Source organism: Cupriavidus sp. 01T418 (assembly GCF_056398885.1).
In genome coordinates this window covers 49,459-71,686 of the sequence record NZ_JBFTQG010000024.1, presented here as the reverse complement: position 1 = coordinate 71,686, position 22,228 = coordinate 49,459, and the positions used below count along the sequence as shown (strand labels likewise).

Genomic DNA, 22,228 nt, shown 5'->3' with positions numbered 1-22,228 from the left:
CACCGTCTCGGCGGTCCGATTATCGCGAACGGCCATTTGTCATTCCACTATTCTTGCAACTCAAGCCCGAAGACACTCGTCAAAATGACTAACATCATCCCCGAGCAGCAAGCCGTGTGTAGTCCGATCACCGGTAGCGCGATCTTCATCGTCGCGGTCTTGTCGGCGGGCGATAACAACGCAGATACTGTGCGGGCGTTGTGCCCGGATATCGCTGCGCTTGTCCGTGCCGTCGGCAAGCGAGTCCCCGGTGACAACCTCTCGTGCGTCTGCGGATTTGGTTCGGATGCCTGGGACAGGCTGTTCGGAGATCCCCGTCCCGTTGACTTGCACGCCTTTCGTGAATTCGGTGCTGGCGATCGCCGCGCCATGGCGACGCCAGGAGACCTGATCCTGCACATTCGCGCCGACCGGATGGATCTGTGCTTCGAACTCGCAACACAGTTGATGAGCCGGCTTGGCGAGGCCGTGTCGGTGGTTGAAGAAGTGCATGGCTTTCGCAACTTCGACATGCGCAGCATGGTGGGCTTTGTCGATGGCACCGAGAACCCGACGGGAGCCGAAGCCACCCGTTTCACGATCATCGGCGATGAGGACCCGTCGTTCGCCGGGGGCAGCTACGTGATGGCGCAGAAGTATTTGCATGACATGGTTGGCTGGAACAACCTGTCCGTCGAAGTGCAGGAGCGAATCATTGGCCGCACGAAGCTATCGGATATCGAGCTCGATGCCGAGGTCAAGCCGTCGTCGTCGCATAGTTCGCTCACCACCCTTGAGGAAAACGGAGAGGAGGTGAAGATCCTGCGCGACAACATGCCTTTCGGACAGCCGGGAAAGGGCGAGTTTGGTACCTTCTTCATCGGCTATGCCCGCTCGCCCAAACCGCTTGAGCAGATGCTTGAGAACATGTTCGTAGGGCGACCGCCCGGCAACCATGACCGCCTGCTTGACTTCAGCAGGGCAGTCACCGGAGGGCTGTTCTTCATTCCATCGGCCACGCTGCTGGAAGCCCTAGCCGAGCGCCACCCGCATTCCATGCACGCCGATAGTCGATGTCACGACTCCCCTTTGTCGTCCGAGGGGCAATGCCAGGAAGGATCGCTGAAGATTGGCTCACTCAAATCGGCCTCGGAAGCCGATTGAATTGCTTGGGCATGCTGAGCACTTGCTGACTTCGCCCGGATTCGCCCCAATTCGCCCCGTATACTGTCAGCGGGCACACGGCGCGGCAAGCTTGCTGACTTCGATCACCGCTTCCTCCATCCGGCTCGACCAGGGGCTGCCGGGTGGAGGATGGCGTGGAGCGAGCAGAACACCTATCCTTAATGCCTGCGAGGCGCGCCTGCGCCCCCCTGGCGCCAACGTTCCGGCGCACGGCCAGACAGAGCGTGGCCTCAGGCCACGGATAACGGGAGACCTCCATGGATTCGAAAGCGCAGCGCAACGTACATGTCTTGCCCCACGGCGACGGCTGGGATGTCATCCATGAAGGGGCAAAGGGTGAAAGAGCCCATTTCCTCAGCCAGGAGGAAGCCGTCGAGGCTGCCACATTGATCGCCAGGCGCGAGAAGGTAGAACTGCTGGTCCACGGCCAGGATGGCCAGATCCGTACGCGCAGCAGCTATGGTCAGGACCCTCGCGACCTGCGACGCTAGACAGTATGTAGCCGGTATGCCGGCGCCTGAGGCCAACGCGATGCCGCCTCGCCGGGAACGGGGGCGGTATCGCGTTGCCCTCAGCTTATGCCGTGACCTCGCGAATACCAGTCATAGCGGACCCAACCAGTTCAAGCGCCTCGATTAGCAGTTTCCCCGGTTGCCGCATCCTGCACGGTCAGCGGCGCCCGCATAGCGCGCCATTTTGCGTCCTGGCTCCACGACGCGATGGCGTGCTTCATCGTTGCCCGCGTCCGGCAGCCTTGGCGCTCCCTTGGGCCTGACGCTTTTCAACACCACGACGTCCTGCTGGAAACCGGAATTGCCACGGCCAATCCCCATGTTATAATGCGAATGATTCTCATTATTGTCTGACCTCTTCTAGATTTTCCAGCCGGTGCCGAGCACCCCTGATTGAGTAGGAAGTGCCCATGCCGGCCGCCGATTCCCCGCTTCAGCGTGATTTGCTCACGCTTTACAGTGACCACCACCGTTGGCTGTGCGGCTGGTTGCGCAAGAAACTCGGCTGTACCCATCGCGCCGCCGATCTGGCGCACGACACGTTCCTGCGCTTGCTGGCCCGCGAGGAGGCCATCGCCATCCAGGAGCCGCGCGCGTTCCTGACCACCGTTGCCCAGCGGGTGCTGTACAACCACTGGCGGCGCGAGCAGATCGAGCGCGCCTACCTCGAAGCGTTTGCCCATATGCCGCAGCCGCTGGCGCCTTCGCCTGAAGAGCGCGCCATCCTGCTGGAAACCCTGTTCGAAATAGACCGCTTGCTCGCTGGCCTGCCCACGCCGGTCAAGCGGGCGTTCCTGCTCTCGCAGCTCGACGGGCTTGGCCAGGCGGAGATCGCCACGCAACTCGGTATCTCCATCACCACGGTGAAACGCTACCTCGTGCGTGCCTGCACGCAGTGCTATTTCGCGTTGCCGGTGGATTGAACCCATGCCGCCGGACATACCCGCAGGGATTCCCCCCGAGGTCGCCACGCGCGCGGTCGAATGGCTGCTCTCACTGCAAGCCGGTGACGCCACCGGCGCCACCCGGCAGGCCTGGCGGCAGTGGCTGGATGCCCACCCGGATAACGCCCGCGCGTGGCAACGCATCGAGGCGGTCAATGGCCGGCTGCATGCGTTCTCGTCGCCGATGGCTTCGGCCGTGGCCCATGCCACGCTGGCGCCGGCCCGCTCGCCCAAGCGCCGCGAGGCCGTCAAGACCCTGGCGCTGCTGCTGTTTGCCGGCGGTGGCGCGTGGACGGCACAAGGGCACACGCCGTGGCGGCAATGGGTGGCCGACGAACGCACGCGCGTGGGTGAACGGCGCACCGTCACTCTGGCCGAAGGCACGGTGGTCTCGCTCAATACCGATAGCGCTTTCAACGTGCGTTTTTCAGGTTCCGAGCGCCGGGTGCAACTGCTTGGCGGCGAGATCATGGTGACCACCGGCAAGGACGGCGGCGCGGCTGCGCGCCCCTTCCTGGTCGAGACCGCACAGGGAGAGTTGCACCCGCTCGGCACGCGCTTCACGGTGCGGCTGGAGCCCGATGCCAGCCGGGTCGGCGTGTTCGAGGGGGCGGTGGCCGTCCATCCGCGCGACAGGCATGGCCTGGCGCGCACGCTGCAAGCCGGCGAGCAGGCCCGCTTCACCCGCACGGCAATCGCCGAGCCGGAACCGGCTAACGATGCAGACACTGCCTGGGTCGACAACATACTGGTGGCCACCGGCATGCGCCTGGACCGGTTCCTGGCCGAACTCGGCCGCCATCGACCGGGGCTGCTGCACTGCGACCCCCCCATTGCCGGCTTGCGCGTTTCCGGGACGTATCCGCTGGCGGATACCGACCGCGTGCTCGATATGCTGCATACCACGATGCCGGTGGATATCGCCTTCCTGACGCGCTATTGGGTAACCCTGCGGCCTGCCCGCTCTTAGCGTTCCAGCATCCCATTCCTTCTCACGAAAAATCTTTGCCGGCGGTGGTCTGTTTTCAAGGCTCGCGTGACATAGGAGGTAAGCGCACCACATCTCCCATCCGCCAACGAGCCATCGAACATGGAATCTCTTCGAAACACCGACGTCTCCGGCCGCGTCCGGCATGCCAGACAAGCGCCTCCGGGCAGGCGCCATCCGCTGGCGTCCGCCATCGGGCATGCCGCGGTGGCCATGGGCCTGACCACGGCCAGCCTGCTTCCCAGCCTGGCGCGTGCGGCGGACAAGCCTGCCGCGCCAGCGACTGCGAGGGTCTACGATATCCCCGCCGGTCCGCTGGAGGGCGCGCTCAACCGCCTCGGCCGCGAAGCCGGCATCCTGCTTTCCTTCCCGACGGATACCACCGCTGGCTTGCAAAGCAAGGGCCTGCACGGCCGCTATAGCGTGCCCGACGCCCTGGTGCAGTTGCTGCAAGGCACGGGACTGGCCGCCGTGGCGCAGGCCAACGGTGGCTATGCGCTGGTCAGGCGCATCGAGCCGGCGGCAGCGGCGGCACCTGCCGCGAGCGGCAACGAGGCCGCGCTGCCGCCGGTCACCGTGCGTGCCAATGCCGCGCGCGATGACAGCTACCGTCTCCCGCCCACTGCGTCCGTCATGCGCTCGGACACACCGTTGCTCGACACGCCGCAGGTGGTGAATGTGGTGCCGGCCCAGGTACTGCGCGATCAGAGGCCCCGAAACCTGGACGACGCGCTCGCCAATGTCAGCGGCATCACCCAGGGCAATACGCTGGCCGGCACGCGGGACACCATCATGAAACGCGGCTTCGGCGGCAATCGCGACGGCTCGGTGATGCACAACGGCATGCCCCTGATACAGGGCCGCGGGCTCAACGCGGCGGCCGACAGCGTGCAGGTGCTCAAGGGCCCGTCCTCGCTGCTGTACGGCATCATGGATCCGGGCGGCGTGATCGATATCGTCAGCAAGCGGCCGATGCTCCAGCAGTACAACGCCATTTCCGTGCTCGGCTCCACCTATGGCCACGGCAAGAACGGCGCCGGCGCCACCCTGGATTCCACCGGTCCCATCGGCACCTCGGGGCTGGCCTATCGCCTGGTGGTGGACCAGGTCAATGAGCAATACTGGCGCAACTTCGGCGAGCATCGCGAGACGCTGGTGGCGCCGTCGCTGGCCTGGTACGGCAAGGACACGCAGGTAGTCCTGTCCTACGAATACCGGAAGTTTCTCTACCCGTTCGATCGCGGTACGGCCATCGACCCGAAGACCGGCGAGCCGCTGGCGATTCCCAGCCGGCGACGCCTGGATGAGCCGTTCAACAACATGGACGGGCAGTCGCACCTGGTGCAACTGGCGGTCGATCACCAGTTCAACGCTGACTGGAAGGGACACTTCGGCTACAGCTACAACCGCGAGAGTTACGACGCCAACCAGTTGCGTGTGTTCGGCGTCAACGCCAACACCGGTGCGCTGTCGCGCAGCAACAACGCCACCCATGGCGCCTTGAGCACGGACAGCTACGGCATTGCCTATGTGGATGGCCGCTTCAACATCGCCGGACTGCGCAATGACCTGCAGGTCGGCGCCGATCTGGAATACCGCAGGATCTATCGGGCGGACCTGCTCCGCGAGAACACCACTCACACCTTCAACTACCTGAACCCGGTCTACGGACTGGAGTCGCCGTCCAGCACGGTATCGGCCAGCGACAGCGACCAGACGGACACGCTGCACAATGCCTCCTTTTTCTTCCAGGACAGCCTGCACCTGAACGAGAAATGGATCCTGGTTGGCGGCGCCCGCTTCCTGTCGTACAGCCAGGTGGCCGGGCGCGGCCGGCCGTTCAACGTCAACACCGACCTCAACGGGAGCAAATGGCTGCCGCGCGCCGGCGTGGTCTACAAGTGGACCGAGGCCGTGTCCCTTTATGGCAGCTACACCGAGTCGCTCAAGCCAACCTCGACCATCGCACCGCTCAGCTCGGGCGTGGTGATCGACTCGGGCGTGCTGCCGGAACAAGCCAGGTCGTGGGAACTGGGCGCCAAGCTGGATCTTCCCGGCAGCATCACCGGCTCCCTGGCGTTCTTCAATATCGACAAGAAGAACGTGCTGGTGTCGCAGTACAACGACGTGACCCAGCTGACCGACTGGCGTACCTCCGGGCGCGCGCGCTCGCGCGGGCTCGAGCTCGACTTGGCCGGCCAGATCGGCGAGCGCTGGAACCTGATCGGCAGCTATGCCTATATCGACGCCAAGACCATCGAGGATCCCTTGTATGCGGGCAATCGCCTGTGGAACGTCGCGCAGCACACCGCGTCGCTCGCGGCCGTTTACGACTTCGGCCAGATCTTTGGCGGCGACAAGCTGCGCCTGGGCGCCGGCGCGCACTATGTCGGCAATCGCCCGGGCGACTCCGCCAACAGCTTCACGCTGCCCGCCTATACCGTGGCGAACGCCTTCGCTACTTACGAGACCAAGGTCGGGCAGCGCAAGCTCAGGTTCCAGCTCAACGTGAAGAACCTCTTCAACCGCACCTACTATCCGTCCAGCGTCAACAAGTACTTCGTAGCCGTCGGCAACGCGCGGCAGGTCACCCTCCTTTCCACATTTGAATTCTGAGCAGGCGCCCGCCCTCGATTGCCCGATACGGAATGCACAACATGAAGATGAAAGACTCCCGCGCCGCCACCTTCGCTGGCGCCATGGACAAAGCGCTGCGCGCAACGATCTCCGGCATGCTGATGGCCGCCTGCGGTGCCGGCATGTCCGCGCACGCCGCCGAGCCCGCGGGGCATGGCAAGAAGATCGCGCTGGTCGTCCAGGCCGCCGGCCCCGACCTGGCTGCGGATCAGAAGATCAAGTCTCACCTGGAAGCGCGCGGCTACGCGGTCCGCCTGATCGAGCAAGACCAGCCGCCCGAGATGGCGCGCGACTCGGATCTCGTCGTGATGTCGTCCACGGTCTCGGCCAAGCGCGTGCTGGCCGGATGGCGCCAGTTGCCAAAGCCACTGCTGACCTGGGAGAACGACCTGCTGGACGACCTGGCGATGACCGGCAAGCGGCACGATGTGGACTTCGGCGAGGCACGGAAGGAGCGCTACGTCTGGCTGGTCAACGCGCCGCATCCCATCGCCGCTGGCCTGCCGGCCGGCGCGATCAACGTCTACAACCGACAGGCCGGCATGAGCTGGGGCAAGCCCGGCCTGGGCGCCAGCATCATCGCCACCCTCTACGGCCAGCCCGACAAGGCCGCCATCTTCGCCTACGAAAAAGGTGCGACGATGGACTATGAGTCGCTGGCGCCGGCGCGGCGCGTCATGTTTTTCCTCGACAACGATACGTTCACCAACCTCGCTGCACCGGGACGGCAACTCTTCGACGCGGCGGTGAATTGGGCAATCGGCTTGCGCTAGGCGCCGCGCGGTCAGCTTGCTCGCGCTGGCCATGGTAGTGCCGGCTGGCGCAAGCCTGGCGCCGGCGGCTCAGGCGCGTGGTCCGCTGCGCTTCAGCGCCATGGCCAGCACGCGTGCCACGTGCACCGCCTCGGTGTCCGCGCCGTCCAGGATCTGGTGGCGGCAGCTGGTGCCGTCGGCGACCACCAGGGCGTTGCCCGCGTGCTGGCGCACCGCCGGCAGCAGCGAGAGTTCCGCCATGGCTTTCGATGCCTCGTAGTGCTCGGCCTCGTAGCCGAAGCTGCCCGCCATGCCGCAGCAGGAGGATTCCACCGGCGATACCTTCAGGCCGGGGATCCAGCCCAGCACGGTCTGCACCGGGGTGAAGGCATCGAAGGCCTTCTGGTGGCAGTGGCCGTGTACCAGGGCTTCGCTGGCCTGCAGCGCATCCAGATCGAGCGCGAGGCGCCCTGCCTGCTTCTCCCGTACCAGGAATTCCTCGAACAGGAAAGCCTGGGCGGCCAGCTTCCTTGCCTCTTCGCCATAGCCGTAGTTCAGGAACTCGTCGCGCAGGGACAGCAGGCACGACGGCTCCAGCCCAACGATCGGGACGTTGCGGTCGACATAGGGCTTGACGGCGTCCAGCAGGCGCCGCGCTTCCGCCTTGGCCTCGTCCACCAGCCCTGCCGTGAGGAAGGTGCGGCCGCAACACAGGGGGCGCTCGCCCTCGCGGGTGTTGAAGCGCACCGTATAGCCTGCGGCTTCCAGCACTTGCTGCGCCGCCCGCGCGTTCTCGGGCTCCATATAGTTGCTGAAGGTGTCGACGAACAGCATGACTTCGCGGCCCGGCGTGGCTTGGCCGTCGGTCCTGGCCTTCGACAGGAACGATGCCTTGAAGCGCGGCAGCGAGCGCTGCGGCGCGAATCCCATCGCGCGCTTGATCGCGCCGGAGATGCCGGGAATGCTGTCGGCCAGCGCGAGCAGCGCCGAAAACCGGCTGGCGACCGGCGCATAGCGCGGCACGAAGGCCACCATGCGCTCGCGCAGGCTGATGCCGTGCCGCCTGGTCCAGGCATGGCGCGCCTCGATCTTGAACTTCGCCATATCGACGCCCGTCGGGCAGTCGCGCTTGCAGCCCTTGCAGGAGACGCACAAGTCCAGGGCTGCCTTGACCTCCGCGCTGGCCAGGCCGTCATCGCCCAACTGGCCGGAGACCGCCAGCCGTAGCGTATTGGCGCGGCCCCGCGTGACGTGCTGCTCGTCCTTGGTCACGCGATAGCTCGGGCACATGGTGCCCGCGTCGAACTTACGGCAATGGCCGTTGTTGTTGCACATCTCCACCGCGGCGGCGAGCCCGCCCGCGCGGTCGCTGCCCGTGCCCGGTGCCGTCTCCTCGCCGGTCAACGGGTTGCGGGTCACATTCCAGGCCGACCAGTCGAGTGCCGGCGTGAGCGGCAGCGCCGCGTAGCCCGGCGCAAAGCGGAAGTTCTCCCGCGCGTCCATCTTCGGCGGCCGCACGATCTTGTCCGGGTTGAAGCGGTTGTCCGGGTCGAACAGGGCCTTGATCTCGCCGAAGGCGGTGTTGATGCGCGGCCCGTACTGCCAGGCCACCCACTCGCCCCGGCACAGCCCATCGCCGTGCTCGCCGGAATAGGCACCCTTGTACTCGCGCACCAGCGCGGCCGCTTCCTCGGCGATCTCGCGCATGCGCGCCGCACCGTCGCGCCGCATGTCCAGGATCGGGCGCACATGCAGCGTGCCCACGCTGGCATGGGCGTACCACGTGCCTTCGGTCTCGTGCTTGTGGAACACGGCGGTAAGCCGGCGCGTGTACTCGGCCAGGTGCTCCAGCGGCACCGCGCAATCCTCGATGAAGGAGACCGGCTTGCCGTCGCCCCTCATGCTCATCATGATGTTCAGGCCGGCCTTGCGCACATCCCACAGGGCCTTCTGGGCTTTGGCCTCGGGCATCATGACCACGGAACCCGGCAGGCCCAGGTCGCTCATCAGCGTCGCGAGGTCGTCGAGTTGCGCCAGCAATGCGCTGTGCTCCTCGCCCGCGAACTCGACCAGCAGGATGGCCTGCGGCGCGCCGGACAAGGCCTGCTCGATCACCGGGCGGAACGCCGGGTTCTCCATCGACAGGTCGATCATGGTGCGGTCCACGAGTTCCACCGCGACCGGCTTGAGCTTGACGATATGCTGCGTCATGTCCATCGCCTGGTAGAACGTGGGGAAGTTCACCACGCCCAGCACCTTGTGTTGCGGCAGCGGCGAGAGCTTCAGCGTGAGCTGCCGGCTATAGGCCAGCGTGCCTTCCGATCCCACCAGGATGTGCGAGAGGTTGGCGTAGCCGTCGTCGGTATAGGCACGCGGGTTCTGGCATGCGAACAGGTCGATGTTGTAGCCGGCCACGCGGCGCAGCACCTTGGGCATGCGCTCGGCGATTTCCTCGCGCTCGCGGGTGGCGATGCGCTGCAGGCCTTGCAGGATGCCCTGTACGCGCGTGTCGGCAACGGGCGCCTTCAGCGAGCCCAAATGGCACTGGCCGCCGTCGGCCAGCACGGCGTCGATGCCCAGCACGTTGTGCACCATGTTGCCATACTCGATGGAGCGCGAGCCGCATGAGTTGTTGCCGGCCATGCCACCAATGGTGCATTGGGCTCCGGTCGATACATCCACCGGAAACCACAGGCCATGCGGCTTGAGCCAGGCATTGAGGTGGTCGAGCACGATGCCAGGTTCGACCGTGACGGTACGGGCCACGGGGTCGAAATCCACCACGTTGTTCAGCCACTTGCTGTTGTCGATCACCAGCGCCTCGCCCACGGTCTGGCCGCACTGGCTGGTGCCGGCGCCGCGCGCCAGCACCGGGGCCTTTTCGTCGCGGGCGATCTCCAGCGCCAGCAACAGGTCGGCCTGGTCGCGCGGCACCACCACGCCGATGGGCGTGATCTGATAGATCGACGCATCGGTAGCGTAGCGGCCCCGGCTGGCCCGGTCGAATAGCACATCGCCGCGCAGTTCCTTGCGCAGGCGTGCCGACAGCGGCGAGCTGGCGCGGCTGTGCGACGGCACGAGGTGGATCGGCTTGACCAGCAGGGAGGAGGAGGAATTGTTCATGGATTTCTAGCGGGGCTTGTGGATATCGATGCCGCGTCTGCACGCGCCAGCCGGCTGGCGAGCGCCTGTTTGCACTTGCTGCTGCTCAGGAAAGCCGGCGTGCGCCTGCCGAGCGGCCTTCCGTTGCCGGCTCAGGCCGCGGCCTTCAGCACTGGCGTGTGCGCGTGCGAGACCAGGTACTCCATCGCCGCCACGACCCCGCTGGCTGCCACCGGCACGCCGGCAAGCTTCAGGCCCATCTCGCAACCGGACAGGGTGGCCATCAGGGTCAGGTCGTTGCAATCGCCGAGATGCCCGATGCGGAACATCTTGCCGCGCATCTTTCCCAGCGCCTGGCCCAGCGACATGTCGAAGCGTTCGTAGATGTGCTTGCGCACCGCGTCGGCATCCACGCCGTCCGGCATCATGATCACCGGCTGCGCGGTCTTGAAGATCTTCTTGATATCGGCCAGGACCTTGCGGCCCAGCGCGCCGAACTCCGGACCGCGATGGTCGATGGTCGGATAGCTCATCGCGCGCAGGATGCGCTCGGGCACGGGGCTCGGGCACGGGATCTGGAGGAAGTGGCGGCCGGCAGGGTGGAAGCCGAGTTTGAGCATGGGTTTGTCTCTTTTTTGTATATTATGCATTTTGCATTCAAAATACTTTAGCAGGCGTGGCGGGCAATCTCCAAGTACTGTTTCGGGTTAAACAGGGTTTACCCCGATCCCGGGCGCCGGGCAGGAGATGCAGTAAAATGCGGAAAACGCAAAGATAAGGATTTTGTATGCAGAATCCAGTTGGCGACGACCTCTCCCGCCCTGCGCCGGTCCTCCCCAAAGTCGAACGGCAACGGCTTCACGACACGGTGGTCGAGCACCTGCGCAAATTCATCGTGGAAGGCGTGCTATCCGCAGGCATGAAGCTCAACGAGCGAGAGCTGTGCGAGACGCTCGGCATTTCGCGCACGCCGCTGCGCGAGGCGTTCAAGGTGCTGGCGGCGGAAGGCCTGATCGAGATTTCTCCCAACCGGGGCGCCAGCGTCTCGCGCATGACGGAGTCGGAAGTGTGGGAGACCTTCGAACTGATGAGCGGCCTGGAGGCGTTTTCGGGCGAGCTGGCGTGCGAGCGCATTACGCCGGCCGAACTGGCGGAGATCAAGGCGCTGCATTACTCGATGCTGGCCTGCCGGGTGCAGAACGACCTGCCCGGCTACTACAGCCGCAATCAGGAAATCCACGACCGGATCAACGCGGCGGCGCGCAATGGCACGCTGCGCCAGACCTACCAGAACATCAACCGGCGCCTGAAAGCGCTGCGCTTCCGATCGAATTACCAGACCGACAAGTGGGACCGCGCCGTGCACGATCACGAGGACATGATCAAGGCGCTGGAAGCGCGTGACGGCAAGCTGCTCGGCGCGATTCTCAAGCGGCATCTGCTGGAAAAGCGCGACGCTATCATGCAGATGCATCCGGATCCCATCGGCGATCCGCCCACACCTAACGCCTGACGCCCAGACGTCGCGCGACCCTGTCATTGTGATGTTTGCAGGGCGCCGGGCTCTGCGCAGACAACGTACGTTGCCTCCGAAACCCTCAATCCGCCGAACTGGCGGGCAGCACCGAGACACGGACGCTGGTAATGCCCAAGGGCTCGCGCCCGGCGCCACCGGCGGTCCAGTCCTGCAGCGTCGCGGCCAGCGACTGCAGCAGCGCGGCGCCCGCAGCGGACGATTGCTCCAGCCCCAGCAACACTTCGAGCGACGCGCTGCGCTCGCCCGCGGCCCGCAGCCGGGCATCCAGGTCAGCCAGCAAGCCGTGGACGGCATTGGCCATCTGCAGCACGAAACCGTGTTCCAGCCCGAGTTCCCTGTATTGCGGAGGAATCCACGACTCGACCAGGGTGACGAAGATCACGCCGGTTTCATCGGCGTTGATTTCGAACGCGCAATAGCCTGCCGGGTCCAGGTCGCGCGCGAGGATCAGCCGGTAGAAGAGGACCTGGCCGCAGACCTCGTCGCTGTCCATGTCCATCTCGAACGCCTGTCCGGGCTCCCAGTCCTCGCTGGCAAGCACTTCGCCGGATGCGGGCTGGTCGCCCTCGGCCAGTGGTGCACCGGCTTGCGCATCGAGCCGGGCACGCAGGGCTGCCAGCACCTCGTCGCGTCCGGATGCTTCCGGCGGCTCGGTATAGATGGCGAAGCGCTCGCCCTCGCCCGCCCCGGCGAAGTCCGGGCCCATCAAGGGCGACAGTTGCAGCGGCAGCGGTTCCTGCAACGCCTGGCGGAGAGTATCGGTGTTGGTGGGAGCGGTCATGGGCGTGATGGTGGATGGTGGATGGCGTGGGGTTGGCGGGCCGGCGGCAAACCCGCCGGCGGCAAAAACGGTAGCGCCGAGTTTGCCATAGGCCAGGCAGCAGGGCCACGATTATCCCGGGCCACGCCGCTTTGTCCTGCCTGGTCGAGCCTCGTAGCGCCTTGCCGCAATCTGGCTTGTACCGCAGCGGATAGGCGAGGCAATGGCTGCTGTGCCACAATCCCCACCAGCCAGGCGCCGACATCCCACAAAAGCAGCGGCCTACCCACCGGGCAGCAAGGCGCGGCGCGCTCCGCTGCCGGTGGCGTTGTCGGGTCCGGCAGTCTCCAGTGTCTACAGAAAAGGAAGCCGCATGTCGACCCGCCGTCAATTCCTGAAGACAATGCCGGTAGCCGTGATCGCAGGCCTGACGGTTGCTGCGCCATCGCAAGACGCCAACGCCGCCGGGGCCACGCTCGATGAGAAGGATCCGCAGGCAGTCAAGCTAGGCTACAAGGCGGATACCCGCAAAGTCGACCAGGCGAAATACCCCAGCCATGCAGCCAGCCAGACCTGTGCCAATTGCCAGCTGTTCCAGGAAGGTACCGGCCCGTCGACGGGCGCTTGCGTGCTGTTCGGCGACAAGCAGGTGGCTGCCGCCGGCTGGTGCGGCGCGTGGGAGCAGGGTTAAGGCGGGAAGGCCGCGCGGGCGCGCTCAGTGCCCGGGAGCATTCCCGGGCGATGCCGGTTCCGCGCCCTGCCTGGCGCCGTCAGGAAGAGCAAGGCGGTGATCAACAGCTCATGCAGGCTCAGGCCATTGCCCTGGCTGCTGAAGAACACCACCGAAGCCACCACGACGCCACCGACGCCCAGCGTGGTGGATTTGGTCGGCCCATGCAGGCGCATGTAGAAATCCGGCAGCCGGAATAGCCCGATGGCACCGACCAGGCTAAAGACGCTGACTTCGTGAGCAGGGTCTTGCAGGCCCCCTGACACCGGCTCGGGGCTGTTGACCAGCCCGACGAGATCCCGCTTTCAGGGGTTGTACGCCGCAACCGCCGAAATTTGCCTCTCCCCAGTTCCAGTCCTGCCTGGGGCGCTCCCAGGTCAATCATCTTGCCGCTCCTTCTGGAAGGTGTAGTGTCCGTTGAGCAGGATGTGCCCCCGGGCTGCCGGCGACATCTGTGTGATGAGCGCCAGCGCCGTGGCATACGCCAGGCGCCTATTCTCGATCGTTTACAAAAAATTCACATTCCGTTGTCCAGTACCAACGGATGTCAACAAAAATATAAACATCGATGATTTTTATAATAAATACTGATTTAAATGATGTTTATATCAATGTCGATCCGAGTCAAAAAATCAGCCCAGTATCACCGCTGATCCGCATAGCCATTATTTCAACCTTCGAGTACGCCAACGAAGCTCACAGTGATGATCTCAAGGCGTTTTTGGCGCGCGTGCGGCGCGTGCGGCCGGTTTTTCTCAGTACGACGAAAGGGGGCACCCACCTCCCCCCAAGACATGAGCATGTCAATTGCAACAAAAATATTGCAATCACTAATTTTATTTCATGTCAATGGTAAACGGGCGTGGTGATTTCTGCGGGAGTACCTAATAAACTCCATTGCCTCAAATCCGCATTTATGCCAACAGAGGCAACCATGCACTTGAAATTTGCAACGGAGTATCCCAGTGGCGCGCTGCCCAGTGAGGCAATGACTGCGTTGGCTACGTTAGTTCAGGACGAAATTGGTACTGACTTGGTGATCGATACATTTCTCGAAACCCCTAAGTCAGTACTGGGTACGTGTGCCGAGTCAGATGTTGCTTTTGATGGCGGAGCGGTCTTTGGAGCCTCACTATCTCAATATGCAAGGCAATTTGAGCTTGCGGCTATTTTTCGAGGTGACGGGTGGGGAGATGCAGAAGAGGATGCGAGCCGGTTTCGTCGCATCTTCGAGGATTGCTTGCATCGTGAGGGCTTTCGTCTACTAGCATCTGTGCCGATGCCCCCAACAGGTCTGTGGGTTTCGCGCGCAATCGGGAGCGAAGCGGATACTGGAAGCTGCCGAGTTCGAACGTACGACTCGCTGTCCAGCAAAGTGTTCTCGTCATTGGGATGTATGGCTGTCCAACTTCCGTTTTCCCAGTTGCCTGCTGCACTCGATCGAGGCAAATTCAACGCCGTGCTCTCTTCCGGGGATGGTAGGGCAGGAATTCTGCTCTCGCAATACTTCAGCCACTACCTTCCACTTGCTTACAGCACGCCACTTTGCTTTCTCATCGTGCGTGATTCGCGCTTTGACGCAATGCCGCGACGATGGCAGCGCGCGCTGAAATGGGCCGGACGCGAGGTCCAGGCCAGGTACTTCACGCAGCAGGAAAAACGCGAAACGACCAACCTAATGGAGATGCAACAACATGGTGTTCAGATCGAAGCGTTTCCAAGCAATGCCGCTGGACGGCTGGAAAGAAAAATGGAACTCGTTCGGCGACGGCTGATAGCAGAGCACGCGCTTGCCGGCATTCTTGTCCCGATTGCATGATCTATCAACTATGAACCCGGCTATGTCCTCGATTGTTTCCGTTTCAAGGCTTTCCCACATCAAAGGCTCTATCTTTGCCGACATGGCACGAGCTGCGAAAAAGCACGACGCTGTGAATCTGTCGCAAGGGTTTCCTGACTTCGCACCGGACCCACGATTGCTGGACGCCCTGAGCGAGGCTGTCAGGGGAAACTACAACCAATACGGTCTCCCTGAGGGGTCGGAGGCTTTGCGGCATTCCATCGCACAAATGGTTTGGCTCCTGTACGGAATCGAGCTCTCGTCCGAAACTGAAATCACTATCACTACGGGTGCCACTCAGGCAATCTCGGCAAGTATCGGCAGTCTCGTTCACGCTGGCGAGGAAGTCATCTTTCTCTCCCCGGCGTTCGAGTCATACGTACCTGCCATTCTTCTCGCGGGTGCGGTGCCGGTCTGCGTGGGCCTAAAGGCGCCGGACTTTGAAATCGACTGGGATGAAGTCGAAGCGTCCGTGTCGCCTCGTACGCGGATGATCATCGTGAATAGTCCTCACAACCCTTCCGGGCGTTGCTGGACGGTTGCCGACGTCAGTCGACTTGCTGAACTTGCGGATAGGAACAACCTACTTGTGCTCAGCGACGAGGTCTATCACAACATTGTCTTTGAACAGGAACACATTACGGCATTATCGAATGAGCGGCTTCGTAAGCGCACGATTGTTGTTGGCTCGCTCGGCAAGATGATGCACGTGACGGGGTGGCGAATCGGCTATGCCATCGGTGCCGCGTCACTGACTAACGAAATACGCAAGGTCCTGCAATTTGATACGTATGCGGCATCAACTCCATTGCAACAGGCAATGGCAGCGGTGCTGAATGACGGAACATATCGCAATCTTCCCGAAATGTTTCGCAGAAAACGTGACCGGTTTCAAGAAGGGCTGATGGACTCCCGCTTCTCGTTCAAATCCAGTGGCGGAGGGTACTTTCAACTGGTCGATTACTCGGCCATCTCCGATCTGCCAGATGTCGAGTTTGCCAGGGAACTCATCGAGACGCATGGTGTCGCCGCCGTTCCCATATCAGGGTTCGGTCCGCAGTATGCCAAGTCAAGACTCCTGCGGTTCTGCTTTGCGAAGGAAGAGAAAACACTCGACGCGGCAACGGCCATTCTGCGCAATATCTAAACAGCGATGAACACGCTTGAATTCAATGAACAGGGTGGTTCGACCAGAACCATGAAACTGGTTGCGGAGGTATTCACGATTGCTGGGTGGACAGGCAGAGATCCGTCGTCCATCCAGCATCATATCGATGAGCTCGCGGCCATTGGTGTGCCCCCACCGAAGCAGGTCCCCACACTCTATCGTGTAGCGAGCAGTCTGTTGACCACTGGGCCCGCCATTGAAGCGATCGGAGACCAATCAAGTGGAGAAGTGGAGTTCTGCCTCTTCAACGTGGATGAGCAGTTATATGTTGCCGTTGGCTCGGACCACACCGATCGCGCGCTGGAGAGACATGATGTCGCCCTTTCGAAGCAGGTTTGCGCGAAGCCAGTGAGTCGGGACTGCTGGCGCTTCGACGAAGTCGAAGCGCACTGGGATCGGCTGCTGCTGAGAAGCTTTGCGACAACCGATGGCGTCGAGCGACTGTATCAGGATGGAGCTGTGTCGACGCTGCTGCATCCCCGGCAGTTGCTCTCCAAGATCGAAATGCCGTTCCGGCACGGTCACCTACTCTTTGGCGGCACTGTTCCGGTCAGCGGCGCCGTGAGCGGCGCGCACGCCTTTCGCGCCGAACTCCACGACCCAGTGCTTGGCAGAACGCTTACCTGTGCATACCAAATCAAAGTTATCTGATAGGAGGATACCTTGCTGAAGCCTCATCTTGAGTTTGTTTCTCCGGACCTGAACGAAGGCTGGAGTGTCCCTCCAGGGTATCCCGAGGGAATCGAGGAAAAAATTCTCTGCGGGTCGCTTTCACCTGAGACCAGTACGGGTAGCAGAACCCGGCTACTTCGCTTCGCTCCGGGAATCTATACGACCGCACCGTTTGTGCACGAATATTGGGAAGAGGTCTATCTCGTGCAGGGTGACCTGACGGTCGGGAACGATGCCAGCGGGAACGGCGGAACGCCCTTTGGTCCGAATACCTATGCGTGCCGGCCACCCGGTGCATTTCATGGGCCGTTCAAGTCTGAAAAGGGTTGCATGTTGCTCGAGATCCATTACTACGCCAGGGATTTCGTGGTGGCAATGGCATCCGGCACGATCGCGGGATGATGAAGCTACCTATGCAAGAAAGGGAGCAGCGGCGGCTCCGGCTGGCGCAGTGGACGGCATTCTGGCTCACCATCGTCGCCTACATGGTGTCATTCTTCCACCGTGTGGCCCCCGCGGCGCTATCAATGGAACTCCAAGCCGCATTCTCGGCAACCAGCACGGAACTGGGGTCGATAGCGGCCGTGTTTTTTTTCGTCGTGATGGTCATGCAGATTCCGACGGGTATCATCGCCGACACGATTGGCCCGAGGCTGCTGCTGGCGGTCGGTTGCTTTGTGGCTGCACTCGGCGCCTTGATCTTTGCGAGTGCGCATACTGTCGACGTTGCCTACATCGGGCGTGGCCTGATCGGATTCGGTTCGGCTATTCCGTTCGTAGCACTGCTTCGGCTGAATGCATCGTGGTTCTCCTCGCGACAGTTTGCGACCCTGAGCGGCTTGACTCTGCTCTTCGGCAATCTAGGGTCAATATTGTCGACTACGCCATTGCAAATGATGGCGCAGGTGGTGAGCTGGCGGCTCATCATTGGTGGGATCGGTGTTCTGACGCTGGTTGCTGGTGTGCTCATTGCGCTCTTTGTGCGAAACAAGCCTTCCGACCTTGGTATCGAGCATCCGGATGGTCCGTCCCATGCCCCGGCTTCCCCGGCCAGCGGCTCATGGGTGCTGCAGTTGTCCGCTGTCGTGACGAACCCAAGGACATGGCCGTGCTTCCTGGTTGGCTTCGGGATTTGCGGTACCTTCTTCACCTTCACGAGTCTCTGGGCAGTACCGTATCTCGTCAAATTCATTGGACTGACGAGAGCTGAGGCCACGGCACACGTGCTTGTCATGATCCTGTGCCACGCGTTCACGGCGCTCTTTCTTGGCAGGGCTTCCGATCGTCTGGGCAATCGCAAAGGACTCCTTTTGTCGCTCGCCCTCCTTTACCTGGCCTCATGGTGGCCAATGCTGGGATCGATGAAGGCGTTTCCGGGGGAAACCTATGTGGTCTTCGCGCTGCAGGGTATCGCGTCGACTAGCTACACGCTCATCTGGGCGATCGCGAAAGAGGTAAACGCTCCGAGTTCCGCAGGCATGGCGATTGGTGTCACCAATACCAGCATGTTCATGGCCGCGGGGATCCTCCAACCGGTAATTGGCGCACTGATCGACCGCTTTGGGCTGCAAGGCATGACCTATTCCATTGGCCTACTCGCGGCGATCTCCGCGGCAGGCGTGGTCGCAGGCCTGTGTCTTGTTGAAACTCGCGGAAAGAGCATCTACGTGGAGAGGGCTGCATAGTGCTTTACACTTTTTACAACATCGATTCACCCGGCACGGACTTGCGAGAAACACTCAGGCCGGCACATCGGGAGTATCTCGCAAAGTTCGCGGACCGGTTTGCATTTGCCGGACCGCTGCTCGGCGGTGACGGAGTTACCCCGGTCGGCAGCCTGCTTGTACTCGATTTCGGCTCTTCTGAGGAGGCCGAAGCCTTCATCCAGGCCGAGCCATATACGGCTGCGGGACTTTATTCAAGCATGAGCATTCGCCCGTTTCAGAACCTCTGGGAGCAGCGTAAGGGCTTTCCGGTACCTCGATGACGGGCAGCGTTTTGGCCTGTGCACGATGTCCTGACGAGCAGGGCTGAACAGCACCTTACCGTTCAGCCCCGCTTTTAGAATCGCCCTAGCGTGAACCGTACCGTCGACAACCCATGGCAGAGCCTTCTTTCATAAAGCGGCTGTTCCGCAGCGTATTTGTCATTCCAGCCATAGGCGTGCTGGTACTCGTCGCTTTGTGGACTGGTGTACTCCTCCGGCTTTCCGTAGAAAGTGCCGACATCTTGCAGGCGACTCAAACCAAGGCAGACTTGCTGGCGGATGCTCTGGCCCAGCACACGGCAACCACAATTCACGACATCGACGTGATTGCGCTGGTGGTGAAGCGAGAGTTCGAACTGAACCCGGCATCGATCAATCTGGAGGCATTGCAGGAGGAGGGATTCTTTTCACGTGCGACCGCAGCTCAGGTTTCCGTTGTCGACTTCACGGGCCGTATTCTTCAAAGCACCATCCCTTATGCCGAAGGCATATATATCGCCGACCGGCAGCACTTTTCCGTGCATCGGAAGCCCGATGTGCGAGGGCTTTATATCAGCAAGCCGATGCTGGGCCGCGTCTCGGGGATATGGACAATCCAGTTGACACGCCGCTTGGACGGACGGGGGGGAAGCTTCGCTGGCGTCGTTGTCGTTTCCGAGGACCGTCAATATCTGACTCGCGAGTTCTCCAATGTTGCCGATTTGGGCAAAGGTGATACTGCAACCGTCTTTTTGGAAGATGGCACCCGGCTGTCGGACGGCGAAACCGAGCGCGCGACCAGAAACACAAAGCAAGATCAGGAGCAACAGATAGTCGCACGACGCCCGGTGCCAGGCTATCCGCTGGTAGTCGAGATCTCGCTGAGCCGCGCCGATGCGATGGTGCCTTACACGAGAATGCGGGAAATCTATCTCGCCGGCACAGCTGCATTTTCGCTTCTCTTTGTCGCCTTCGTCGCCGCAATTCTGCTGCTCGTTCACCGCTTGTCCAGAAGCCGAAACCGCCTCCGGACGCTCTCCAAGACGGACGCGCTCACCGGACTTTGGAATCGTTACGGGGTGTTGGCTCACCTGGAGGAGATGCTTGCGAAGCAGGTGCGCTTGAACCAGCTCGCCGTTGTCTACATAGACCTCGGTAACCTTAGCCAGGTCAATGATTCGCTCGGCCACGAAGCCGGAGACCAACTACTCGAGAAGATTGCCGCTCGCCTCCAGGATGGGCTGCCTTCCAGCATTCTTGGGCGCTTTGGCGGAGACGAGTTCGTTGCGATTCTAACAGCCGGGGAGACGGTTGACGACGTGTATCCGGTCATGAGGACGGCGCTCGGCAAGATCAATTCCATCTTCGACACGCCGGTCACTTTGAGGGGAAACGTCTTCAGCATTCGCGCAAGCATCGGCATTTCCGTCCATGCCCGCACTGGCGATGGCGCTTCAACGCTATTACGTGAAGCGGACGAAGCCATGTACTCGGCAAAGTCGCAAATGAAGATCACACAAAAGACAGCGTGGCTGCTTTTTTCAAACGAAATGCGTGAGGATGGGCGCCGTACTGTGGAGGCCGAGCAGCATCTTCGTGCGATGCTGAGCGATGGCGGTCTCGAGCTTGGCTTCTGTTGTATCCGCAACTTGTCCGGGGGAGCTATTTGGGGCTACCGGGCGATGCCTACAATTTTAAGTAAGACAGATAACCTGGTCCCGGTTGACGAATTGATCTCTGTTACGAGAGAGAACGGATTGCTGGGGCTTATCACCGAGCATACCTTGCTGCAGATGTGCCTCACAATAGCTGGGTGGCAAGGCGACAGGACATCAGCCAGATTGACTTACCGGCTGGGCAAAGAGCAGTTCCTCATGAATGACTGCGCGTCCACAGTTCGCTCTCTCGCCAGAGAGTTTGAGATAGCGCCAGAGACGCTGGTATTAGAGGTTCCAGAATGTGCCTTTCTTGACGAGCCGGTTCTCGCGGAAACGCGTGCGAACGAACTGGCCACGGCTGGAGTGGGCTTGATGCTTCACGGATTTTCCGGTGGATTTGCATCGTTTGCTCTACTGGAGAAGAGGCTGTTCCTTGGTGTGGTGATTCATCAGTGCCCGACATTCACTGATCTATTGGCAGCCGTGATTGAGCGTGTCACGCAATCTGGCCGGATGGTGTTGCTGGAAGCACTGGAGCCGTCTGCGGATGCAGATCACAGCCCGTTGGTGTATGTAATCAGGTCGCTTGACGCTTCCCTTGCCGGACAGGATGCGGTCCCGACCACAGGGGCGGCAGGTTCATGAGGCGGGAGCTGGAAATGGTGCTCCATGATTTTTCTGGATGAATCTGTCCATGAGAAGTGAGGCAGATCTTGTATATGAAGTCGATCTGATTATCGGCCGCGAACGGGTGGCGTTGCGCCTGCTTGTATTTGATACCCTGATGCTGCTGGAGCGCGAGCTTACACAGGCCGATGGCGCTACGTTCACACACTCCATCTGGGTCGACGAGATTACGGGTCTCTTTAACTATGTCACAGCCGATCCGTATTTCATGCAACTCGAGTGGCACTACAGTGTGATCCAGGAGAGGGTTAGACAACTATTGGGACGATGGGAGGTGGACGTCCCGAAAGGCCTCGGGAGAGAGGATGCGTGAAGGTCTCGATGACGTACTGGCGAAAGTGAACGCCTTGAGTGCGTGTACGCACGATATGGAACTCCACCCGCGCCTGCGAGATATATTCTGGAAACTGCAAATTCCATCGTTTATATTCAGCACCTTCAGCCTCGATGCGAAGGGATTTGCTTCAGGTTACCGGTTCCTTGTTGGTTGCAATTCCGAGTGGATTCAGATCTACCAACACCGTCACTGGTATAGCAATGATCCGTATTTTCACTATGCACGTTTTAATGCATCCCCTGCGCTTGGTAGTGCCATTCCTATAGCAAGCGGCGGACAGCAGGAGATGCAAGCGACCGCGCGCCAATATGGGTTTCGCAGCAACCTTGTCATTCCGTCCCACTCGCGTGCGACTTCGCTGCTTGGCGTCCTGCACGTCGCGAACGACATCGAGGTGGAACATGGCGGCGAGATACGGCTTTTCGAATGGCAAGCGATATTGCGTGCAATAGCGATGACGCTCTTGGATGTGCGCATGCTGGCTCAACATAAATCAATGATCGAAAAATTCGGGCTCGACGAGCGCGATTTGTGTGCACTTCGACTCGTGCTCGCCGGGGATCCGGCGCAAGAGGTTGCTAGAAGCCTGGGACTGTCCGTGGCCAGCGTTTATTCGATGTACTCGAGGGTTAATGAGAAATTTGGCGTCAACCGAATCAGCGAAGCCGCGCGCTTGGCGCAACAATTTGATTTACTGTGATCAGCGATTCTCGAGGAAGTGGCGGCTTTTCGACCACGCCCTCGCCGCAGGGCGCGGGGGGCAAAGGGATGCTC

At 61.6% G+C, this 22,228-nt stretch carries 20 protein-coding genes and 1 pseudogene; 17 read left to right on the top strand and 4 right to left on the bottom strand.

The window, feature by feature from the left end; genetic code table 11:
• Nucleotides 1-84 precede the first annotated feature (84 nt).
• From AC1DQ3_RS22070 to AC1DQ3_RS22045, 6 genes are all read left to right on the top strand, one after another.
• Nucleotides 85-1,143 carry a Dyp-type peroxidase gene (locus AC1DQ3_RS22070; protein ID WP_477122286.1) on the top strand — a complete coding sequence of 353 codons (1,059 nt, stop codon included), beginning with the start codon at nucleotides 85-87 and terminating at the stop codon, nucleotides 1,141-1,143.
• A 278-nt stretch (nucleotides 1,144-1,421) separates the two neighbouring features.
• Entirely contained in the window at nucleotides 1,422-1,655 is a 234-nt protein-coding gene (locus tag AC1DQ3_RS22065; protein ID WP_477122285.1) for a DUF2188 domain-containing protein, read from the top strand.
• A 431-nt stretch (nucleotides 1,656-2,086) separates the two neighbouring features.
• Nucleotides 2,087-2,599, top strand: coding sequence for a sigma-70 family RNA polymerase sigma factor (locus AC1DQ3_RS22060; protein ID WP_477122284.1), 513 nt, complete (start codon nucleotides 2,087-2,089; stop codon nucleotides 2,597-2,599).
• Between the two features lie 4 nt (nucleotides 2,600-2,603).
• The gene (locus AC1DQ3_RS22055) at nucleotides 2,604-3,590 is read left to right on the top strand and encodes a FecR domain-containing protein (RefSeq protein WP_477122283.1); all 987 of its coding nucleotides are present in this window, start codon (nucleotides 2,604-2,606) and stop codon (nucleotides 3,588-3,590) included.
• Nucleotides 3,591-3,710: 120 nt separating this feature from the next.
• Nucleotides 3,711-6,224, top strand: a complete 2,514-nt coding sequence (locus AC1DQ3_RS22050) for a TonB-dependent siderophore receptor (RefSeq protein ID WP_477122282.1) — start codon at nucleotides 3,711-3,713, stop codon at nucleotides 6,222-6,224.
• A 41-nt stretch (nucleotides 6,225-6,265) separates the two neighbouring features.
• The gene (locus AC1DQ3_RS22045) at nucleotides 6,266-7,018 is read left to right on the top strand and encodes a hypothetical protein (RefSeq protein WP_477122281.1); all 753 of its coding nucleotides are present in this window, start codon (nucleotides 6,266-6,268) and stop codon (nucleotides 7,016-7,018) included.
• 69 nt (nucleotides 7,019-7,087) lie between these two features.
• On the opposite strand, the gene AC1DQ3_RS22040 is transcribed toward AC1DQ3_RS22045, so the two are convergent.
• Complete coding sequence (locus AC1DQ3_RS22040) at nucleotides 7,088-10,120, bottom strand: FAD-binding and (Fe-S)-binding domain-containing protein (protein WP_477122280.1); 3,033 nt, start codon at nucleotides 10,118-10,120, stop codon at nucleotides 7,088-7,090.
• A 131-nt stretch (nucleotides 10,121-10,251) separates the two neighbouring features.
• Nucleotides 10,252-10,590, bottom strand: a pseudogene (locus AC1DQ3_RS22035) (serine--glyoxylate aminotransferase); the annotation flags it as partial.
• 296 nt (nucleotides 10,591-10,886) lie between these two features.
• Here AC1DQ3_RS22035 and AC1DQ3_RS22030 point away from each other — a divergent pair.
• A complete protein-coding gene (locus AC1DQ3_RS22030; protein WP_477122279.1) occupies nucleotides 10,887-11,612 on the top strand; it encodes a GntR family transcriptional regulator in 726 nt (241 codons plus the stop codon).
• Between the two features lie 85 nt (nucleotides 11,613-11,697).
• Here AC1DQ3_RS22030 and AC1DQ3_RS22025 read toward each other — a convergent pair whose 3' ends face one another.
• Nucleotides 11,698-12,417: a hypothetical protein gene (locus AC1DQ3_RS22025; protein ID WP_477122278.1), complete on the bottom strand. Its 720-nt coding sequence runs from the start codon at nucleotides 12,415-12,417 to the stop codon at nucleotides 11,698-11,700.
• Nucleotides 12,418-12,769: 352 nt separating this feature from the next.
• Here AC1DQ3_RS22025 and AC1DQ3_RS22020 point away from each other — a divergent pair, with 352 nt between their 5' ends.
• A complete protein-coding gene (locus AC1DQ3_RS22020) occupies nucleotides 12,770-13,087 on the top strand; it encodes a high-potential iron-sulfur protein (RefSeq protein WP_477122277.1) in 318 nt (105 codons plus the stop codon).
• Here AC1DQ3_RS22020 and mnhG read toward each other — a convergent pair.
• Complete coding sequence (mnhG, locus tag AC1DQ3_RS22015) at nucleotides 13,084-13,392, bottom strand: monovalent cation/H(+) antiporter subunit G (RefSeq protein WP_477122276.1); 309 nt, start codon at nucleotides 13,390-13,392, stop codon at nucleotides 13,084-13,086. The genes AC1DQ3_RS22020 and mnhG overlap by 4 nt on opposite strands.
• A 668-nt stretch (nucleotides 13,393-14,060) precedes the next feature.
• Here mnhG and AC1DQ3_RS22010 point away from each other — a divergent pair.
• From AC1DQ3_RS22010 to AC1DQ3_RS21970, 9 genes are all read left to right on the top strand, one after another.
• Nucleotides 14,061-14,945 (top strand): type 2 periplasmic-binding domain-containing protein, encoded by an 885-nt coding sequence (locus AC1DQ3_RS22010; RefSeq protein WP_477122275.1) that lies wholly within the window; start codon nucleotides 14,061-14,063, stop codon nucleotides 14,943-14,945.
• Nucleotides 14,946-14,967: 22 nt separating this feature from the next.
• Complete coding sequence (locus AC1DQ3_RS22005; protein WP_477122274.1) at nucleotides 14,968-16,113, top strand: methionine aminotransferase; 1,146 nt, start codon at nucleotides 14,968-14,970, stop codon at nucleotides 16,111-16,113.
• 6 nt (nucleotides 16,114-16,119) lie between these two features.
• A complete protein-coding gene (locus AC1DQ3_RS22000; RefSeq protein ID WP_477122273.1) occupies nucleotides 16,120-16,785 on the top strand; it encodes a DUF2848 domain-containing protein in 666 nt (221 codons plus the stop codon).
• 12 nt (nucleotides 16,786-16,797) lie between these two features.
• Nucleotides 16,798-17,208: a cupin domain-containing protein gene (locus AC1DQ3_RS21995; protein ID WP_477122272.1), complete on the top strand. Its 411-nt coding sequence runs from the start codon at nucleotides 16,798-16,800 to the stop codon at nucleotides 17,206-17,208.
• Nucleotides 17,205-18,491, top strand: coding sequence for an MFS transporter (locus tag AC1DQ3_RS21990; protein ID WP_477122271.1), 1,287 nt, complete (start codon nucleotides 17,205-17,207; stop codon nucleotides 18,489-18,491). Before AC1DQ3_RS21995 ends, AC1DQ3_RS21990 begins: the two co-directional genes overlap by 4 nt.
• Complete coding sequence (locus tag AC1DQ3_RS21985; RefSeq protein ID WP_477122270.1) at nucleotides 18,491-18,793, top strand: YciI family protein; 303 nt, start codon at nucleotides 18,491-18,493, stop codon at nucleotides 18,791-18,793. Before AC1DQ3_RS21990 ends, AC1DQ3_RS21985 begins: the two co-directional genes overlap by 1 nt.
• Before the next feature lie 113 nt (nucleotides 18,794-18,906).
• Complete coding sequence (locus AC1DQ3_RS21980) at nucleotides 18,907-21,075, top strand: diguanylate cyclase domain-containing protein (RefSeq protein WP_477122269.1); 2,169 nt, start codon at nucleotides 18,907-18,909, stop codon at nucleotides 21,073-21,075.
• Nucleotides 21,076-21,112: 37 nt separating this feature from the next.
• Complete coding sequence (locus AC1DQ3_RS21975) at nucleotides 21,113-21,430, top strand: hypothetical protein (protein ID WP_477122268.1); 318 nt, start codon at nucleotides 21,113-21,115, stop codon at nucleotides 21,428-21,430.
• The gene (locus AC1DQ3_RS21970; RefSeq protein WP_477122267.1) at nucleotides 21,423-22,154 is read left to right on the top strand and encodes a helix-turn-helix transcriptional regulator; all 732 of its coding nucleotides are present in this window, start codon (nucleotides 21,423-21,425) and stop codon (nucleotides 22,152-22,154) included. The genes AC1DQ3_RS21975 and AC1DQ3_RS21970 overlap by 8 nt, the downstream gene beginning before the upstream one ends.
• The last annotated feature ends 74 nt before the right edge of the window (nucleotides 22,155-22,228 follow it).

Bases quoted from the DNA above. Each gene is read 5' to 3' on its own strand.
- AC1DQ3_RS22070 (WP_477122286.1), top strand. From the start codon at position 85: ATGACTAACATCATCCCCGAGCAGCAAGCCGTGTGTAGTCCGATCACC.
- AC1DQ3_RS22065 (WP_477122285.1), top strand. From the start codon at position 1,422: ATGGATTCGAAAGCGCAGCGCAACGTACATGTCTTGCCCCACGGCGAC.
- AC1DQ3_RS22060 (WP_477122284.1), top strand. From the start codon at position 2,087: ATGCCGGCCGCCGATTCCCCGCTTCAGCGTGATTTGCTCACGCTTTAC.
- AC1DQ3_RS22055 (WP_477122283.1), top strand. From the start codon at position 2,604: ATGCCGCCGGACATACCCGCAGGGATTCCCCCCGAGGTCGCCACGCGC.
- AC1DQ3_RS22050 (WP_477122282.1), top strand. From the start codon at position 3,711: ATGGAATCTCTTCGAAACACCGACGTCTCCGGCCGCGTCCGGCATGCC.
- AC1DQ3_RS22045 (WP_477122281.1), top strand. From the start codon at position 6,266: ATGAAGATGAAAGACTCCCGCGCCGCCACCTTCGCTGGCGCCATGGAC.
- AC1DQ3_RS22040 (WP_477122280.1), bottom strand. From the start codon at position 10,120: ATGAACAATTCCTCCTCCTCCCTGCTGGTCAAGCCGATCCACCTCGTG.
- AC1DQ3_RS22030 (WP_477122279.1), top strand. From the start codon at position 10,887: ATGCAGAATCCAGTTGGCGACGACCTCTCCCGCCCTGCGCCGGTCCTC.
- AC1DQ3_RS22025 (WP_477122278.1), bottom strand. From the start codon at position 12,417: ATGACCGCTCCCACCAACACCGATACTCTCCGCCAGGCGTTGCAGGAA.
- AC1DQ3_RS22020 (WP_477122277.1), top strand. From the start codon at position 12,770: ATGTCGACCCGCCGTCAATTCCTGAAGACAATGCCGGTAGCCGTGATC.
- AC1DQ3_RS22010 (WP_477122275.1), top strand. From the start codon at position 14,061: ATGCACTTGAAATTTGCAACGGAGTATCCCAGTGGCGCGCTGCCCAGT.
- AC1DQ3_RS22005 (WP_477122274.1), top strand. From the start codon at position 14,968: ATGTCCTCGATTGTTTCCGTTTCAAGGCTTTCCCACATCAAAGGCTCT.
- AC1DQ3_RS22000 (WP_477122273.1), top strand. From the start codon at position 16,120: ATGAACACGCTTGAATTCAATGAACAGGGTGGTTCGACCAGAACCATG.
- AC1DQ3_RS21990 (WP_477122271.1), top strand. From the start codon at position 17,205: ATGATGAAGCTACCTATGCAAGAAAGGGAGCAGCGGCGGCTCCGGCTG.
- AC1DQ3_RS21980 (WP_477122269.1), top strand. From the start codon at position 18,907: ATGGCAGAGCCTTCTTTCATAAAGCGGCTGTTCCGCAGCGTATTTGTC.
- AC1DQ3_RS21975 (WP_477122268.1), top strand. From the start codon at position 21,113: ATGAATCTGTCCATGAGAAGTGAGGCAGATCTTGTATATGAAGTCGAT.
- AC1DQ3_RS21970 (WP_477122267.1), top strand. From the start codon at position 21,423: ATGCGTGAAGGTCTCGATGACGTACTGGCGAAAGTGAACGCCTTGAGT.